12 protein-coding genes are annotated in these 17,165 nt (G+C 56.4%); 8 read left to right on the top strand and 4 right to left on the bottom strand.

Annotated elements, in window-relative coordinates; all coding sequences use genetic code 11:
• Nucleotides 1–273: 273 nt before the first annotated feature.
• The 6 genes from K5845_RS00290 (at nucleotide 274) to K5845_RS00265 (ending at nucleotide 8,739) form a co-directional block, all read left to right on the top strand.
• Nucleotides 274–1,863 carry a phosphoenolpyruvate carboxykinase gene (locus K5845_RS00290; protein ID WP_046480142.1) on the top strand — a complete coding sequence of 530 codons (1,590 nt, stop codon included), beginning with the start codon at nucleotides 274–276 and terminating at the stop codon, nucleotides 1,861–1,863.
• A 231-nt stretch (nucleotides 1,864–2,094) separates the two neighbouring features.
• The gene (locus tag K5845_RS00285; protein ID WP_046477917.1) at nucleotides 2,095–3,870 is read left to right on the top strand and encodes an N-acetylglutaminylglutamine amidotransferase; all 1,776 of its coding nucleotides are present in this window, start codon (nucleotides 2,095–2,097) and stop codon (nucleotides 3,868–3,870) included.
• A 109-nt stretch (nucleotides 3,871–3,979) separates the two neighbouring features.
• The gene (gene ngg, locus K5845_RS00280) at nucleotides 3,980–5,722 is read left to right on the top strand and encodes an N-acetylglutaminylglutamine synthetase (RefSeq protein WP_287958409.1); all 1,743 of its coding nucleotides are present in this window, start codon (nucleotides 3,980–3,982) and stop codon (nucleotides 5,720–5,722) included.
• The gene (locus K5845_RS00275; RefSeq protein WP_287957952.1) at nucleotides 5,709–6,869 is read left to right on the top strand and encodes an osmoprotectant NAGGN system M42 family peptidase; all 1,161 of its coding nucleotides are present in this window, start codon (nucleotides 5,709–5,711) and stop codon (nucleotides 6,867–6,869) included. Before ngg ends, K5845_RS00275 begins: the two co-directional genes overlap by 14 nt.
• Nucleotides 6,870–7,014: 145 nt before the next feature.
• On the top strand, nucleotides 7,015–7,674 hold the full coding sequence (locus K5845_RS00270; RefSeq protein ID WP_046477919.1) for a peroxiredoxin family protein: 660 nt from the start codon (nucleotides 7,015–7,017) through the stop codon (nucleotides 7,672–7,674).
• Nucleotides 7,675–7,773: 99 nt separating this feature from the next.
• Complete coding sequence (locus tag K5845_RS00265) at nucleotides 7,774–8,739, top strand: HAD family hydrolase (protein WP_082101069.1); 966 nt, start codon at nucleotides 7,774–7,776, stop codon at nucleotides 8,737–8,739.
• A 37-nt stretch (nucleotides 8,740–8,776) separates the two neighbouring features.
• Here the strand turns inward: K5845_RS00265 and K5845_RS00260 are convergent, their stop codons facing one another.
• Complete coding sequence (locus tag K5845_RS00260; protein ID WP_046477920.1) at nucleotides 8,777–10,663, bottom strand: hypothetical protein; 1,887 nt, start codon at nucleotides 10,661–10,663, stop codon at nucleotides 8,777–8,779.
• Between the two features lie 753 nt (nucleotides 10,664–11,416).
• Here K5845_RS00260 and K5845_RS00255 point away from each other — a divergent pair.
• The gene (locus K5845_RS00255; RefSeq protein ID WP_046477921.1) at nucleotides 11,417–13,009 is read left to right on the top strand and encodes a BCCT family transporter; all 1,593 of its coding nucleotides are present in this window, start codon (nucleotides 11,417–11,419) and stop codon (nucleotides 13,007–13,009) included.
• Between the two features lie 16 nt (nucleotides 13,010–13,025).
• Nucleotides 13,026–13,952 carry a diacylglycerol/lipid kinase family protein gene (locus K5845_RS00250; protein ID WP_046477922.1) on the top strand — a complete coding sequence of 309 codons (927 nt, stop codon included), beginning with the start codon at nucleotides 13,026–13,028 and terminating at the stop codon, nucleotides 13,950–13,952.
• Nucleotides 13,953–13,980: 28 nt separating this feature from the next.
• Here the strand turns inward: K5845_RS00250 and K5845_RS00245 are convergent, their stop codons facing one another.
• The 3 genes from K5845_RS00245 to K5845_RS00235 all read right to left on the bottom strand — a co-directional run bounded on the left by K5845_RS00245 (nucleotide 13,981) and on the right by K5845_RS00235 (nucleotide 16,867).
• On the bottom strand, nucleotides 13,981–15,042 hold the full coding sequence (locus K5845_RS00245; protein WP_090226326.1) for a glycosyltransferase family 4 protein: 1,062 nt from the start codon (nucleotides 15,040–15,042) through the stop codon (nucleotides 13,981–13,983).
• Nucleotides 15,043–15,837, bottom strand: a complete 795-nt coding sequence (locus K5845_RS00240) for a UDP-2,3-diacylglucosamine diphosphatase (protein ID WP_287957948.1) — start codon at nucleotides 15,835–15,837, stop codon at nucleotides 15,043–15,045.
• A 172-nt stretch (nucleotides 15,838–16,009) separates the two neighbouring features.
• Nucleotides 16,010–16,867 (bottom strand): ABC transporter substrate-binding protein, encoded by an 858-nt coding sequence (locus K5845_RS00235; protein WP_082101071.1) that lies wholly within the window; start codon nucleotides 16,865–16,867, stop codon nucleotides 16,010–16,012.
• Nucleotides 16,868–17,165: the final 298 nt, after the last annotated feature.

Here is a 17,165-nt window from a genome sequence, read left to right as displayed (position 1 = left end):
TGCATGGGCGTGGGTGTTTGATCAACAGTTTTGTTGCGATGTGCCGAGATATACTGGCATCGGTGTTTGTTGCGCGCCTCGGCCTAGCCTGCCTAGGCCTGCCCCGTCCGTTGAAAGACTAAAGTATGCCTTCCCTTGGCAGCTATGAAAGTGCCTCAATCTTGCACCCACGGCTGCCGGAGCGTACCTTTTGGCAACACGCAATTTTTTGCGTGCTTTTGCATCGGTAGCCGGTTTCTCCGCCAGGGAGCAATCGAAGATGCGAGAATGTCCATGAAAACTTTGAAGTTCGCCCTGAGTTCAGAAGGTAAGGGACGCACCAACAATTCGGCGGCAGAGCTTGTCGAACACGCTGTGCGCCGGAACGAGGGCGCGCTTGCGGCCACGGGCGCCTTTGCGGTCCAGACAGGGCAGCACACAGGCCGATCGGCCAATGACAAGTACATCGTTTCTGATGACGAAACCCAATCTCAGATCTGGTGGGAGAATTCCAAAGCGATTACGCCTGAGCAATTCGATCGTCTTCTGGCGGACTTCCAAGCTTACGCCAGCGGGAAAGAGCTGTTCGTTCAGGACCTTTTCGCTGGGGCTGATCCAACCTATCAATTGCCAACCCGCATCGTTACGGAATTGGCCTGGCACGCACTCTTTATCCGACACCTTTTGCGCCGCCCTCTGAAGGCGCAGCTGGAAGGATTTGATCCGCAGTTCACCGTTGTTAATTTCCCGGGCTTCCGTGCTGATCCGCAAATCCACGGCACGCGGTCGGAGACGGTGATTGCATGCGATTTCACCCGTCGAATGGTTCTCGTGGGCGGTACGGGGTATGCAGGTGAAACCAAGAAGAGCGTATTCTCCTTCCTGAACTATCTGCTGCCGTCCAAAGGCGTTATGCCGATGCACTGCTCGGCGAACGTCGGAAACGACGGCGGTTCTGCCGTGTTCTTTGGGCTATCTGGAACCGGGAAGACGACGCTATCGGCAGATCCCAGCCGGACGCTGTTGGGCGATGACGAGCATGCCTGGTCTCCGGACGGCATCTTCAACTTTGAGGGCGGCTGCTACGCTAAGACGTTGCATCTTTCGGCCGAAGCAGAACCGGAAATCTTCGCGGCGTCCAACCGCTTTGCGACGGTTCTCGAGAACGTTGTTCTCGACGAAGATCGGATGCCGGACTTCGAGGACGGCAGCCTTACCCAGAACGCGCGCTCTGCTTATCCGCTGGAAGCCATTTCCAACGCGAGCGAGACTGGCCGCGCCGGCCATCCTAAGTCCGTCGTTATGCTGACGGCCGATGCATTTGGCGTTATGCCGCCAATCGCCAAGCTAAATCCCGCCCAGGCGATGTACCATTTCTTATCTGGTTACACCGCGAAGGTTGCCGGGACGGAGCGTGGCATGGGCAGCGAACCCCAAGCAACGTTCTCGACGTGCTTTGGTGCGCCCTTTATGCCCCGTCACCCCTCGGTCTACGGCAACTTGCTGCGCAAGCTTATTGCTGAGCACGGTGTCGCGTGTTGGCTCGTTAACACCGGTTGGACCGGTGGCAAGTTCGGTGATGGCAAGCGTATGCCGATTAAAGCAACGCGCACGCTGCTGAATGCCGCGTTGTCAGGTGCGTTGGCGAATAGTCCGATGCGGGCAGATCCCGTATTTGGCTTTATGGTTCCGACCGAATTGGAGGGCGTGGATCCGAGTATTCTCAACCCACGCCAGACTTGGTCAGATCCGTCGCTTTACGATGCTACGGCTGCGCAGCTTGTTGAGATGTTCAACAAGAACTTTGCGGCCTTCACTGACTACGTCGACCAAGATGTCTTGGCTGCCGGGCCTGTGCTGTCCGCCGTCCGGGCCGCGGAATGAGCCTATAACGAAAGAGATTTTAAGCACTTTCGCCACCTGCGTTCCAAGTCCACTTCAGAATTGAACCAATTGCGCGTTTGCGCGTTGTTCGAGTCTTCGAAGGGACTTCGGAATGCAGGTGGCGTGCGCGTTTTTATGATGCGTTGCGCCACAAATTTTGCGGGCCTGCCCATAACGTGCTACGTTCTCGAACCTAGCTAACAACTTAACAAATGAGGTCAGACGCACACGATGTGCGGAATCTGCGGCGAAATTCATTACTCAGGCGGATCCGCAGATCCGTCTGCGCTCGCGCGCATGACAGACGTCATGCGTCCCCGTGGTCCCGATGCCAGCGGACAATTTGTGCGCGGCTCTGTTGGTTTAGGCCATCGACGGCTCAAGATTATTGATCTGTCGGAAAGGTCTGCGCAGCCGATGATCGATTCCGAACTCGGACTCGAAATCGCATTCAATGGCTGCATCTATAATTATCCCGCGCTCCGCGAGGAGTTATCCGGTCTCGGTTACCGCTTTTTTTCTCACGGCGACACCGAGGTTATCCTCAAGGCCTTCCACGCGTGGGGCCCGGCTTGCGTCGAGCGCTTCAATGGCATGTTCGCCTTTGCGATTCACAATCGCGAAACAGGCCAAGTCATTCTCGCGCGCGACCGTTTCGGCATTAAGCCGCTCTATCTCTCGGAGACTAACGGTAGATTACGGTTCGCATCGACGCTCCCGGCGTTGGTCGCAGCGGGCGACGTTGACACCTCGATAGATCGCGTCGCGCTCGCTCACTACATGTCGTTTCACGCCGTGGTTCCGCCACCGCGTACGATCATTAATGGGGTCAAGAAACTGCCGCCAGCGACGGTCCGTGTCATCGAAGCGGACGGCAGGTCGACAGAGCATCGATATTGGCAGCCATTCCTTGCTCGGCACACTGAAGACGCCGGTTTGACGGCGGAAGACTGGACCGACCGTGTGCTGGACCAGCTTCGCAAGGCGGTCAGCCGTCGTATGGTCGCTGATGTCCCCGTCGGCGTGCTGCTGTCTGGTGGTGTCGATTCCAGCGTCATCGTGGCGCTTCTAGCCGAGGCTGGTCAGCACGGCCTGATGACGTTTTCGGTTGGCTTCGAAGAAGCGCACGGAGAAAAGGGCGACGAGTTCATCTACTCGGACTTGATCGCAAAACGTTTCGAAACCGATCACCATAAAATCATGGTGCCGTCCGAACGTTTGATGGAAGCGCTGCCGGGCACCATCGCTGCGATGTCCGAACCAATGGTTTCCTACGATAACGTTGGCTTCTACCTCCTATCGCAGGAGGTCTCAAAGCACATCAAGGTCGTGCAATCGGGACAGGGCGCTGACGAAGTCTTCGCCGGTTACCATTGGTATCCGCCCCTCGCCAACTCCAATGACGTGGCAGGCGATTACGCCCGTGTCTTCTTCGATCGCGACTATGCGCGCCTGAAAACCCACTTGAATGAAGATTGGCATGCGCCCCGGGATGAGGCCTTGGAGTACGTCGCCACTCACCTCGCCCAACCAGGTGCGGATACTCCGGTAGATCGCGCACTACGGCTTGATACGAACGTGATGCTGGTCGACGATCCGGTGAAGCGCGTGGACAACATGACGATGGCTTGGGGCTTGGAAGCTCGCGTTCCCTTCCTCGATCACGAGCTTGTCGAACTCGCCGCGCGCATTCCCCCTGAACATAAGCTCGCGGATGGTGGCAAAGGAGTTTTGAAAGCGGCCGCGCGGCGTGTCGTGCCGTCAGAAGTAATTGATCGCAAGAAGGGGTATTTCCCCGTTCCTGCGCTCAAGTACATCGATGGCCCTTATCTCGACATGGTTCGCGATGCGTTGACATCTGACGCAGCAAAGCAACGCAACCTGTTTCAGCAGAATTACTTGGACCAGCTATTTGCAGATCCAAAGGCGCACATTACGCCGCTCAGAGGTTCCGAACTCTGGCAGGTTGCGCTACTGGAGATGTGGCTGCAGGCCCACCACCTTTAGACCCAAGATGTTCTAGGTAAAGGAATGAGTCGTGGCGCAGAGTATACAACTTTCGAACCGCCCCCGCGAGGATGCGCAGGCTCCTAGCGGGGTGGAAGCCTCCGGTGCCATCTCTGAACAGAGCGAGACAGGTTTAGCCCCAGAAGCGAAACCCATTAAAAATGCACTGATTGATTGTGGCTGGGGGCGTTTGCTGTTTGGCCAGACTTTTGAGGATCCAAGTGCCCTGGCCGAGGCGATGCGTGCAGAGCGCCCTGATCGGAGAGATATCGCAGCCTACGTAGCCGACCCGCATGTCGTGCTTTCGACCGCACCACAAGAGCTGTTCCTCGACCCCTCCCATACCTATCGGCTGGACCTGACAAATTACGAGTCTCCACCGACCAAATATGCCGGCTTTTTCGTGCGCCGGCTTACATCCCTGCACGACGCGCAGCAGGTTAATGCGATCTACTCAGCGCGCCACATGGTTCCTGTTCCGCCCGAATTTTTCTGGTCATTGCGGGACAGCCGAAGCCTCACAGTCTTCGTTGCCGAAGATGAAGTGACCGGAGATGTCCTGGGATCGATCACTGGGGTAGACCACTCCCGCGCCTTCAATGACCCCGAGCGTGGGTCGTCGCTCTGGTGCTTGGCGGTTGATCCCCAAGCGCGCCACCCGCGCATCGGAGAGGCTTTAGTACGTCGTCTCGCTGATCAGTTCCAAGCGCAACGAGCGCACTATCTCGACCTGTCCGTACTTCATGACAACGAGCAGGCTATTGCACTGTACGAAAAGCTCGGTTTTGTACGCGTCCCCTACTTCACGATAAAACGTAAGAACCAGATCAACGAAAAGCTGTTCATTGGATCCGAGCATATCGAAGGGCTCAATCCCTATTCAGAAATCATCGTCAACGAGGCTATGCGGCGCGGCATCAACGTGGAAGTGACGGATGCCGAGGGCGGTTTCTTCCGCTTGACGTTGGGAGGCCGCAGTATTCGTTGCCGCGAAAGTTTGTCGGATCTCACGAGCGGTGTCGCGGTTCAAATCTGCGACGACAAATCCGTGACGCGTCGTGTTGTGGAAGCGGCGGGAATTTCTACACCCGCACAGATGTATCAACGCAGTAGCGACTCTCTGAAAGACGGCCGATTGGACGGGTTCTTGAAGGACCACAAATCCGTTGTCGTGAAACCGGCCCGCGGTGAACAGGGACGGGGCGTGGCCGTCGGCCTGACCAGCCGGGAGGAAGTTGAGGACGCCATTACCGCCGCACGCAAGATCTCGGACGGGATCGTTATTGAAGAAATGGTCGAAGGCGTTGATCTGCGCATAATCGTGATCGGCTTCGAAGTCGTCGCTGCGGCAATACGCCGACCGGCACGTATTGTCGGGAACGGTGAATGCACAATCGAAGAGCTGATCGAAAAGCAAAGCCGCCGCCGCGCCGCCGCGACACACGGCGAGTCAAGCATTCCTCTCGATGCAGAAACATTTCGCACGGTTCGTCGGGCAGGCTTCAATATGGATGACGTCCCAACTCAGGGGCAGGAGCTTGAGGTTCGTCGGACCGCTAATCTGCATACGGGTGGCACAATTCACGATGTTACCGACGAATTGCATCCTAGGCTGATAGAGGCGGCCGTTGGCGTGGCCCGTGCAATTGACATCCCCGTTGTTGGCGTCGACTTTATCGTGAAGTCGCCGAACCGGCCCGACTATGCTTTTATCGAAGCGAACGAAAGGCCGGGGCTCGCTAACCACGAACCGCAGCCGACAGCTGAACGCTTCGTTGATCTGCTTTTCCCCCACTCAATCCCAGCCGCCGCTCGCGCGGTTTTGGCCAGAGGGACAGATGCCAAGACTTAACATCGACACGGAATACCTAGGCGACACACTCGCGAGACTACTGCAAATACCTAGCCCGACGGGCTACACGGACATGATTGTCAGGATGGTCTGTCGTGAGCTCAAAGAGATTGGCGTGCCCTTTGAGTTGACGCGCCGGGGTGCAATTCGCGCCACCTTGAAAGGCAAAAGTCCTCATGGCGCGCGCGCCATTATTTCTCACGTCGATACGCTCGGAGCACAAGTCAAGCAACTTAAGGACAATGGGCGACTGGAGGTCGTGCCAATCGGCTGTTGGTCGGCGCGCTTCGCGGAAGGTGCGCGCGTTACGATATTCTCAGACGCGGGAAGCTACCGCGGCACCGTCCTGCCATTGAAAGCATCGGGCCATACCTACGCTGACGAAGTCGATACTGCGCCAGTCGGCTGGCAGCACGTTGAGGTCAGGGTCGACGCTTTATCCCGAAATGACACAGAGCTCGAAAAGCTTGGGATTGAGGTCGGAGATATCATCGCGATTGATCCTCAACCTGAGTTTTTGGAAAACGGCTACATCGTTTCGCGTCACCTCGACAATAAGGCTGGCGTCGCTCTGATGTTGGCGGCACTGCGCGCAATGCGCGAAGAAAAGATAGAGCTCGAGCTTGATGCGCATTGGGTATTTACGATCGCCGAGGAGGTCGGCATCGGGGCCGCATCTGTGCTGACGAGCGATATCGCATCGATGGTGGCCGTGGATAACGGCACCTCAGCGCCAGGCCAGAACTCGTCCGAATTCGGCGTGACAATCGCTATGGCCGATCAAAGTGGACCTTTCGACTATCATCTCACCAAGAAGATGGTGCGGCTTTGCCAGGAAAACGACATCCGCTATCAGAAGGACATTTTCCGCCACTATCGCTCTGATAGCGCATCGGCTCTTGAAGCAGGCCACGATGTTCGAACGGCTCTGATAACTTTCGGCATCGACGCCTCCCACGGCTATGAACGCATCCATATGAATGCGCTACGATCCGTGGCGGAACTGGTGACCGCGTACCTGTCCAGCCCAGTCGAAATCAGGCGTGATGCCCACGAAACCGGCAGCTTGGCAGGATTCACGACGCAGCCGATGACAGAGGCTGAAGCGGACATCGAACTGCCTGAGAAGGCGGAAGAGGAAGCCTGAACGAGAGCTCGGCCGTTTTTATAGCGAATACGCAGTAAAAATGGGCTTGTGTTGCCACTATTGCTCGTGCCAAGCCTGAGCGAGAATCCGGTCTCGCATCCCTTGGTGATCGGCACGACAGCACTCAGGCGAGGACACTGCCTCTATGTTCGATCCCGAATCCCCACCAAAACTTGATGTCGCGGGCTGGCTGAATGTCGACGACGAACCGACGCTCGAAAAACTGAAAGGGCGCGTGGCTGTCCTTTACGTGTTTCAGACTCACTGTCCTGGGAGTCTGAGCCATGCTTTGCCGCAAGCTCAACGACTCGCAGAAGGCCTTGATCCTTCGCAGGCTGTTGTTCTCGGCCTCAATGCCCCGTTTGAGAACAAGGAGGGGCAAACGCGCGAAAAGCTTGAGGAGTTCGTCCAGAACCAGGGGCTGATCTTCCCGATTGCGCTTGATCGTGACGTACCAGGCTCGGAACGCACCGCAACGATGGCGGCCTACGAGCTGCAGGGAACGCCCTCAATTTTGATTTTTGACCGCCAGGGACGCCTCCGCAGAGCGTACCTCGGCGAAGCAACCGATATCCGGATCGCTGCCGAAGTCATGGGGCTGGCAATTGAACATCCCAACGCACCGCGCGAGACGTCGATCGCGATCGAACGGATGCTGCGTGCCACTCTGGTGGAACCGCATCAACACCATGATCATGACGGCAATTGCTGCGGCCACGACCATGACCACCATCATCATCACGACCATGCGCACCACCATCACCATGATGGGGAGTGCTGCAATGATCCCGATTGTAAGGGCTGAAGCCAGCTCAGGTGGATAAAGGACGTCTTCATTCCGCCCTCCGAATCGGATGAGCTTCGGGAGGCGGTTCACTGAAGATACCGGATGCGGGGGCGAGCAATGACAGAACGCGCGAAGGACGACATAGATTCGCACGTGGCTGGCGAAGCCCCCGAGCGGCCTCGCCGCGGCAAGCCGAGCGCTTCATCCAAATCGGCATCCAAGGCAACCTTTTCCAAAAAGATCATCGCTCTCGTCTACGACTTCGATGGTACGCTCTCCCCGCGCCCCATGCAGGAATACGCGTTTCTCCCTAAGATCGGAATTGATGCGGCGGAGTTCTGGGCCGAGACGAACCGGCTAGCGCGGGAGCATGGCGCGGATCCGTTGATCACCTACATGCACCTGCTCTACAAAAAGGCGAAGGCAGCTGGCGTCAGGATTGATCGCGAAGATCTCGTGGCGCAGGGCAAGGATGTCGAACTTTTCGAGGGCGTCGCGGAATGGTTCGCCGCCATCTCCGACTACGTTTCCTTGCGCGCCGAGAGCAATGGCGTCACGCTTCGTCATTACCTGATTTCTTCAGGCTTGACCGAGATCGTAGAAGGCACGCCGATCTATTCGAACTTCCACAATGTATTTGCGTCCGAATATTGGTTCGAAGCTTACGATCTGCCCTATCCGAAACGCGTCATCACGGACACCGGCAAAACGCAGTATCTGTTCCGGATCAACAAGGGCGTCGAGGATCTTGGCGAAAACATCAATCAGCACATGGACGAGGACAGCCGTCCCATCCCGTTTTCCAATATGATTTACTTCGGCGACGGTGACACCGACGTGCCATCGATGGCCGTGATGCGGAAGAATGGTGGTCACGCCGTCGCGGTCTATCCGCCGGGGAAATCGCGCAAGAAATGCGTTGACCTCTTCAAGGCCGGGCGGATCGACTTCTTCGCCTCGGCCGATTATCGGCGAGGTTCAGACCTGTTCAAGAGAACATGCCTGTTGATTGATCGGATGCTCGCCGACATCCGCGTGCAGGAAGAAACGTGGCGCTTGAGCCGTCTCATTGAACGGTCCTGACGGCACTCACAGCCTCCCTCTCCAGTCCCGGCCAAGCTTAGGCCGCTGCCGGCTGCGTCTGTAGGTCCTCGGTCGTCGGCGGCTGAGGTGTAACCTCTTTTAGCCAGCGCAGCGTCGCCGCATATTCCGGATCGTTGCGGAGGACTTCGTTGGGTTGGAAGCCATCGAGCTGGCTAACGGTGACCGAGACAAACTTACGGAATTCCGGAACGTCGAAATACGATGTGTGAATAAGTTCACGCCAGGTCAGGAAGTCGAGCGCCTTGGCAATTTGCCCTTCGTTACCTTCTGCAAAAGCCAACTCGCTGATGGCGTTACGGAACTTGCCGAGCGAAGTCATCATTTCACGGTTGCTGCGTTCCGTTATCTTTCGGGCCAGCTCAGGGGGAAGCGTCCGCGGCATACGGTCGATCCAGGACGGGTGCGCATTGGCCCCAACGGCGATCTCGGCTTCGGCATCATTGCCAAGCGCTGAGCGCTGCACTTCGAACCACGTTAGGTCATCGAGCCGCCGGCTGGCGAATGAGCTGAACAACCCCGCCAGCAACTGCACCAGCAGCACCATCAAGACCGCGACGATACCGAACACGACCGGGACCAACACGATAGGCATAGCAAAGCGTATAAGGTTGCCGAACGCGCCTTCCCGAACCTCTTCGTCGACCAGCCAACTCGAAGCTTCGTCAGTGACGAGGTGATACATCAGCCTGCTGTTAAGCAGTATGTCATGGCCGCCACCGCAAAGCGTCCCGCCCTCGCAGGGTTTTCCGTCACGTTCAAGGAAGCGTCGATGAAAACGTCGGGTGCGTTGCACTTGTACGAGGTTGGGATAGTCCTGGTGCAGTTCCTGCCGGATACCCCGAAGCTGCTCCCGCAACTGCTTGATTTCAGTCCGGGCATTGAGAACGGCCCTAAGGTCCGTATCAGCGTTATCCAACTTGTCCTGTGCCTGCCGGATCTGGCGTCTTAGATCTCGTATTTTTCTTCGGGAATCCATCATCGCGGCTTCGGTGCGCTCGAAGTTTTCGGTCGCGTAGACATTGTCCCGCAGAAAGTTGGTAATCCCCACCATGTGGGTCGGGGAGGCGATCAGATAAAAGTACGCGATCGGAAGAATGAACACCGAGGCCAGCGAGAAAAATGGCACCGCAAACGTATTGTGAAAGATGTTGAACTTCACCGTGCGCAGAGAACTAAGCCCATGCACCGCTTCATCGTCCGGGTGCAGAAGTGGCAGCCAGCGTTCGCTGAACTTTTCCCGCGCCCTCTTGATGACCCCCGGGCGATAAAAGAAAAGTTGCCGCCTGTCCAAATACTTTGTGATCCCGACAAACACGACAAACGGCAGAGCCATCAAGCCCATGGAAATACCGTATCGCTGTAATTGACTCTCGAGCGTGTCTTCCCACCCGCCGTCGAAAACCTCGGCCACGCTCGAAATGGAGAACATGAGCAGCAGCATCAGGGAGGCGATGAAGATCGCCTTCAACAAGATGGGAAGCCGGAGGAACAGCAGCCGCTCTTTGCGCAATTCCACGAACGGCGTTCCAACAGTGATCCATTTCTTGAGGTGTTCCAGAGGCACGCGTTGCGCGGCGCTCTCCATCAGCGCTGATGCGATCACCGATCCGCCATGGCTATGTCCGATAACACAATAGGGTTCCTGGCGATCTTCCAGTTCTTTCATCTGCTTAAGCAGCCGGGTGCCAGCAGCGCGCCGCGCTAACTCACTGTTGTCGCCGCTCCAGACGAACGGTGTGAACGTGACATCGCTGGAATCACTACTGACAAGCTGCTGAGCATGCTTCGCAAATGTGCTGCCGGGTTGCCACCATTGCAGGCTGTCTGCCGCCGTCGCAGCATCATGCTCTAAGCCCGTCGTGTAATGAGCAAAGGTGCCATGCACCGTTATGATAGTGGCCATACCAACGATCCCCCCGGAACTACGGGCTAAGTCACGAGTGTTCTAAGAAAGGAAATGCTCAAATCTGTGAGGCGCGGGGCTCGAGCTGTCACGCGAGTCCAGTTTTTGCGCGTCTGAAAAAAGCGGGCATCGCACGTGCACCTCCGGCGTTGGAGTGTCAGATCCATCGATACACACGGCCCGAAAAGAGGCCCCCCGATTTATGCTGCAATCCCTGTAGCGTTATAGCTGGGCAACAAATTGAACAGACGCACATCTCACGGGACAGTGATAGGCGCTGCCCCCACCCAGCGGCAAGCGGACAGACGCGGATTTGCGGTGCGATTTTGACTGAAGCATCTGTATTTCTGATCAGAAAGAAGACAGAAGTTCAAAGTAAATGCGCAAGTTATTATGGTCGAATTGGTCGATAATCGGTGATAAAGTTATTTAAGAGAGCACTTGATACTGAAGTGAGAATCCAGAGTACGTAGATTTGATCGCATGTGCGGGAACTAAATATACATACAGAAATTGAAGATAAATTAGCCGTGCAGGGTTGCATGCTCGGTTGAATTGTTAAAAACTTCACCGGATATCGAAATTTGTTCGAGAAAGTTAGCTTCGGTCCGATCCTAGGTGGGTCGGACTCACCCTCGCCCGTCCAACGTCGCCCAATCACATGTGGACGGATGGTCCGGGCTTGGTCATGCGCACCTCGCCGGCGAGGCGAGCCTTTTGATGGAGAACCCCGCATCCATGAGCCCCGCATCCATGAGCGAAGAACTGACCGAAGACGATTCTGGCACGGTCACCTATGACACGGATTATGAGGTGGGCCAGGACAACGTCGAGGTCATGGGATTCGACGTCCATAATCCCGTTTTCTTCGTCTCGGGTGTGGTGGTTGTGGCGTTTGTTGCGTTCTCGCTGCTGTTTCCAGAACTCAGCGTGTCCGTGTTCGAAACCCTGCGCAACCGCGTTACATCGGACTTCGATTGGGTTTTCGTTTTCACGGGCAACGTTTTCGTTCTTTTTGCGCTCTATCTAATTGTTTCGCCGTTCGGGTCCATCCGCCTTGGCGGCCCGGACGCAACCCCCGATTTCTCCCGAACCGCTTGGTTTGCCATGCTGTTCGCGGCGGGCATGGGCATCGGTCTGATCTTTTTTGGTGTATTCGAACCGGTCGCTCACGCGCAAAATCCCCCGCTCAACGTCTTACCTGAAAATATCGAGGCAGCGCAAAGCGTCGCGATGGCGGCCACGATTTATCACTGGGGGCTGCATCCCTGGGCGATCTACGCCATCGTTGGCCTGTCGCTAGCGTTCTTTAGCTACAATCGACAACTCCCACTGACCGTACGCTCGGTTTTCTATCCGCTCTTTGGAGATGCCGTATGGGGGTGGCCAGGGCACATTATTGATACACTAGCGGTCTTCGCGACATTGTTCGGCCTCGCGACATCCTTGGGATTTGGTGCTGAGCAAGCTCTCGCTGGCATGAACTATCTCTTTGGAATCCCCAACACGGATCTCACGAAAGTCCTGCTGATCGCGGTTATCACCTCCGTCGCCACATTGTCAGTCGTGGCCGGCCTGGATGCCGGCGTGAAGCGGCTATCGGAAATCAATATTGTGCTTGCCGCGGCGCTACTTGTGTTCGTGATTGCGGCAGGGGCGACGGCAGAGATCTTCATCGGCTTCCTGACCAATACGATTTCTTACCTCACGTACTTGCCTGCACTTTCGAGCCCGTTTGAACGAAATCCAGAATTCCTTCACGGTTGGACAACATTCTATTGGGCGTGGTGGATCTCATGGTCACCGTTCGTCGGTATGTTCATCGCTCGCGTTTCGCGAGGAAGGACGGTGCGAGAATTTATTCTATGCGTATTGATTGTACCGACTTTGATTTCCATACTCTGGATGACCACATTTGGCGGTACGGCACTGCACCAGATCGCTGTTGACGGCTACACCGGCGTCGCCGCAACTGTCGAAAACTGGCGTCCGGAGCTGTCACTTTTCAGAATGTTGGAGCCGCTTCCATTCTCGGGAATCCTGTCCTTTCTTGGCATCGCGCTCGTGCTGATGTTTTTCGTCACTTCGTCCGATTCAGGATCGCTCGTGATCGATACCATCACCGCGGGAGGGAAACTCGATCCGCCCGTAGCACAGCGGGTCTTTTGGGCTGTCTTGGAAGGACTGGTCGCGAGCGTCCTATTGTTGGGCGGAGGATTGGGGGCGCTGCAGGCCGCGGCTGTGACAACGGGCTTCCCCTTTGCGTTTGTCCTTCTCACGATGTGTGTCTGCGTCTATCTGGGGCTGCGCCAAGAGCTCAAATTCTTACGCGCGTCGACGGTCTGATCATTAGGATCGGTCCATGACGGTCCAAGAACCCGTTCCGCATAGAAAACGTTTTCTACTGCTGCACAATCCTGTCGCGGGCGTGCGACGCCGCACGCTGGCCCGCCGCGTGGCGGTCGAACTCGAGCGGCGCGGCGCTGAGATCGTCATGTTGCGTTTTTGGGGTGCCACCTCGACAGCCCCTGGTGCCATTGCACGTGATGTCCAGCTTGACGGGTTCGATGCCGTCATTGCAGCAGGGGGTGATGGTACGGTCAGAGCGCTGGCGACAGCGCTTGGCGAGAATACCACCATACCGATCGGCATCATCGCCACGGGCACAGGCAACGTTCTAGCGAACGAAATCGCAATGCCAAAGAAGCCTACGGAAATTGCCGAAGTTTTGATGACAGGCCCTGTCGTCAACGTCGCCGGAGCCCTTGCAAACAAAGACCCTTTCTTCCTGATGGCCGGAGCGGGCTTCGATGGCGAGATCGTTGCTGGCCTCGACCTCAGCCTCAAACGGCGTATCGGCAAACTCGCTTACGCCATGCCGATCCTTAAGGCGCTGGCGAAAAGGCCGAAAATGTTCTCCCTAACTGTTGATGGAAAAGCCTTTGAAGCCTCATGGCTCGTTGTCGCCAACGGTCGCAATTACGCCGGAACGTACGTTATTGCCCCGGAAGCCAGCCTTTCTGAAACCGGCTTTCAAGCGCTCTTGTTCGCGGCGCGAACCCGCCGCGGACGCTTGCTCGAGCTACTGTCAGTCGCTGCTGGGCTGCACATGCGTTTGCCGAGCGTCAAGATCATCCCGTGCCAGCACTTGACCGTTGCTGGCTCCGATATTGCTGTACAGGCTGATGGGGATCAGATCGCAGATAGCCCGTTGACTGTGACGTCCGCAGGGCCTCGTCTGCGCCTGATCGCGCCGCCTGCATTTGCAAATGGTCTGGTTGTCGCTTGAAGCGTATCGGGAAAAAAGAAACGAAAGATCAGGCGGAACTTGCTGGCCGCGCTAGGGTAACGCGTCGCTTGGGTGTGCCTTGCCCCAGTCGCGCAAAGAGCGCTGTTTCGATGTTCGCGATGAAGAGCCGAGCCGCGGCTTCCCAACTGTAGTCGAGCGCGCGCTTTCTGATGATGTCACGATCCAGTGACATGGCAGCCTTAGCAGCGGCAGCTAGATCCTCTGACAAAAATCCCGTCTCCGCTTGGCGAACAAGGTCGAGCGGACCCGTGACAGGATAAGCGGCAACAGGCAGCCCCGAAGCCATCGCCTCCAGCAATACGATACCGAAGGTTTCAGTCTGGCTTGGCATGACGAAGACGTCTGCCGAGGCGTAGCACTCCGCCAAATCCTCACCGATCTGTTTGCCGGTAAAGGTAACGTCAGGATACTTGACCCGTAGTTCTGCAAACTGCGGTCCGGACCCAACCACAACCTTTTTACCAGGTAGGTCCGTCCTCAAAAACGCTTCGATATTCTTTTCGACAGCAACCCGCCCAACGTAAAGGAAAACAGGCCCCTCTCCGAAGCGGCGCACGTTGCGTGGTCGGAAAACATGCGTATCGACGCCCCGCGTCCAGGGCATGATGCGGTCAAAGCCCCGTGAGTCGAGTTCCGTTGCGAGGCTCGGCGTCGCGACCATGATACCCGCGCCCGCATTGTGAAACCGACGCAGGATTGACCAGATCCAGCTCTCAGGAATGCCAAAGCGCCGGGACAGATAGTCGGGAAACCGCGTGTGGAAGCTGGTCGTAAAGGGAACACCGCGCCGGATGCAGTGTGAGCGCGTCATCCAGCCCAGCGGTCCTTCGGTCGCGATGTGAACAGCGTCCGGTCGGATCAGATTCATGCGTTCGATAATGTAGGCATAGCCCGGGAGAGCCAGACGGATCTCCGGATACGTGGGGCACGGCCATGTCTGGAATTCCGCCGGCGTCAAGAACGTGAGCTCGACGTCCAACTGCGCAGCTTCCTCCGCCAGACGCTCGTAGGTTCGCACAACACCGTTGACTTGCGGTCTCCAAGCGTCGGTGGCGATGAGGATCTTCATTTACGCCGCCTTTAAGTCTTCCTTCACGAGGCTCGCTTCCGATGCGGCTGTCCGTGCCTGTACGACATCCATCCACCGAATAAGCTCGAAACGGCCATCTTCTGTTTCACCGATCGCCGTGCAACTCTCGACCCAATCACCTGTATTCAGATAATGGATATCGCCAAAGTTTCTTGAGGCGGCATGGTGAATATGTCCGCATATCACCCCGTCCGCATCTCGCCGCTGTGCCTCGCTTGAAAGCTTGCGTTCAAATTCTCCGATGAAATTGACAGCGGATTTAACGCGCAATTTCAGATAGTTGGAGAGGGACCAGTATTCGAGCCCTAGGCGCCGACGTACGAAATTCACCGGGGCATTAGTCCACAGGGCGAGCTGGTAGCTGCGATCCCCGAGAAACGCCAGCCATTTAGCATAGCGCACCACGACATCGAATTCGTCGCCATGCATGACGATGTAGCGTTTGCCGTCCGCCGTTTCGTGGATGAACTGCCGCTCGATCTCAATGCCGCCGAAGCGCTGTCCGCAATACTGTCGCAGGCCATCGTCGTGGTTGCCGGGAATGAATACAATCCGGGCGCCCTTGCGTGCCTTGCGCAAAAGCTTTTGCAATACGTCATTGTGTGACTGAGGCCATACTGCACCGCGCTTGATGCGCCAGAAGTCAACAATATCGCCGACGAGGTAGATCGTATCGGCGTCATGTTCCCGAAGAAAATCGAGTAACTGCCCAGCTTGGCACGCTCGAGTGCCGAGATGGACATCAGAAATAAACATTGCGCGGTATCTGGTCATCCTCAGCTTTCCTGCAGACCGGTGGCCGATAGACTAGTGTATCCCCCGATCGCACCATGAGAAGATTCAAGTTTCAGGAGTATGACATTTTAGAGCTTGATAACCGCGCAAGGCGATCATCGTAGGGCAAAGTTGTGTATCTGAACCGTTTGTGCTCATGCAACCTGCGGTGTCAATAGATACGGAACGGGAAATAGCGTGTGACAAGTTCGACAAATCGTCCGCTCGAGCGAACCTGCTTCAAGGCGTCATCGAGTTCAGCCTTAAGCTGACGATCCCCTTTCGCAACCGCTATCGCGACGCCATCCCCAAAGAACTTGGGCTCGAGAAACGCCTCTCCTTTGAATTCACAGCACTGGTTGGAGGCGGTACCGTTCAACCAGAAGGACAAACTGATAGCGTCACCAAATATGGCGTTGACGTCCCCCTTTTTGAGGGCCTCACGCGCGGCATCCGCATCCTTGAACGTGACGATCTGACTGCCCCGGAAAAATTGCCGGATGAACGCCTCGTGCGTGGTGCCTTGCGCTACACCGACCTTCCGCCCCGATAAAGCTTCGGGCGTAGCTTCCAGCCCTGTGGCATCACGACGTCCAGCAAAGCGACCCGGGGTGTGAAAGTATCGGTCGGTGAAGTCATAATTGGTGAGCGCTTGAGCTGTCACCATCTGCGAGGCGATAACTGCATCACCTTCCTTCCGAAGGAGGGAGGGCAGCAAATTCTCCCAGGGCTCGACCTTGATCTCGCATGTAACGTCCAGATCCAGGCATATGGCGCGCGCCAAGTCGACATTAAAGCCTGTTAGCACGCCGTCTTCGTCATAAAAGTTAAACGGGGGAAAGTCGCTGGTCGTGAGAAAGCGCAACACGACCCGGCGCGCTGCTTCACGTTCTGCTGCAGCGGGTTGTTCCTGCGCCTGAGTCCCTTCGTATGAACCCAGCAGAACCAAACTCAGGCAAAGCCACAGCGCAAACACAGCCAAGTGCGACCGAGGTCGGACCTGGCACCATATCGCCGTATCTATTCTCATCTGGATTCTCAACTTCCAGTTGTTTTAGCAGGGCCACAAAAGGCAGTGCCTTGAAATCAGATTCTTTCAGCGGATCGCAAAACCCAAACTTTGCCGGTATTGCCATTTCCGCAACACAACTCAAAAATTGTGTGGATTTTATCTAACGGGTGCCTACCTGCGGGGGAGGCCAGCACAACTCTACAACTGCGCACCGTGCTTGTGATCCTGATTTAGCGTGCATTTTCAGAGAAATACACACGTTTTTAATGGGTTCTCTCTATCCAGGCATACCAACTTTTGTCCTGGAAATTATCGT

The organism is Filomicrobium sp., assembly GCF_025698805.1.
Taxonomy (GTDB): domain Bacteria; phylum Pseudomonadota; class Alphaproteobacteria; order Rhizobiales; family Hyphomicrobiaceae; genus Filomicrobium; species Filomicrobium insigne.
The sequence above is the reverse complement of the archived record's forward strand: the minus strand, read 5'-3'. Positions and strand labels throughout refer to the sequence as shown.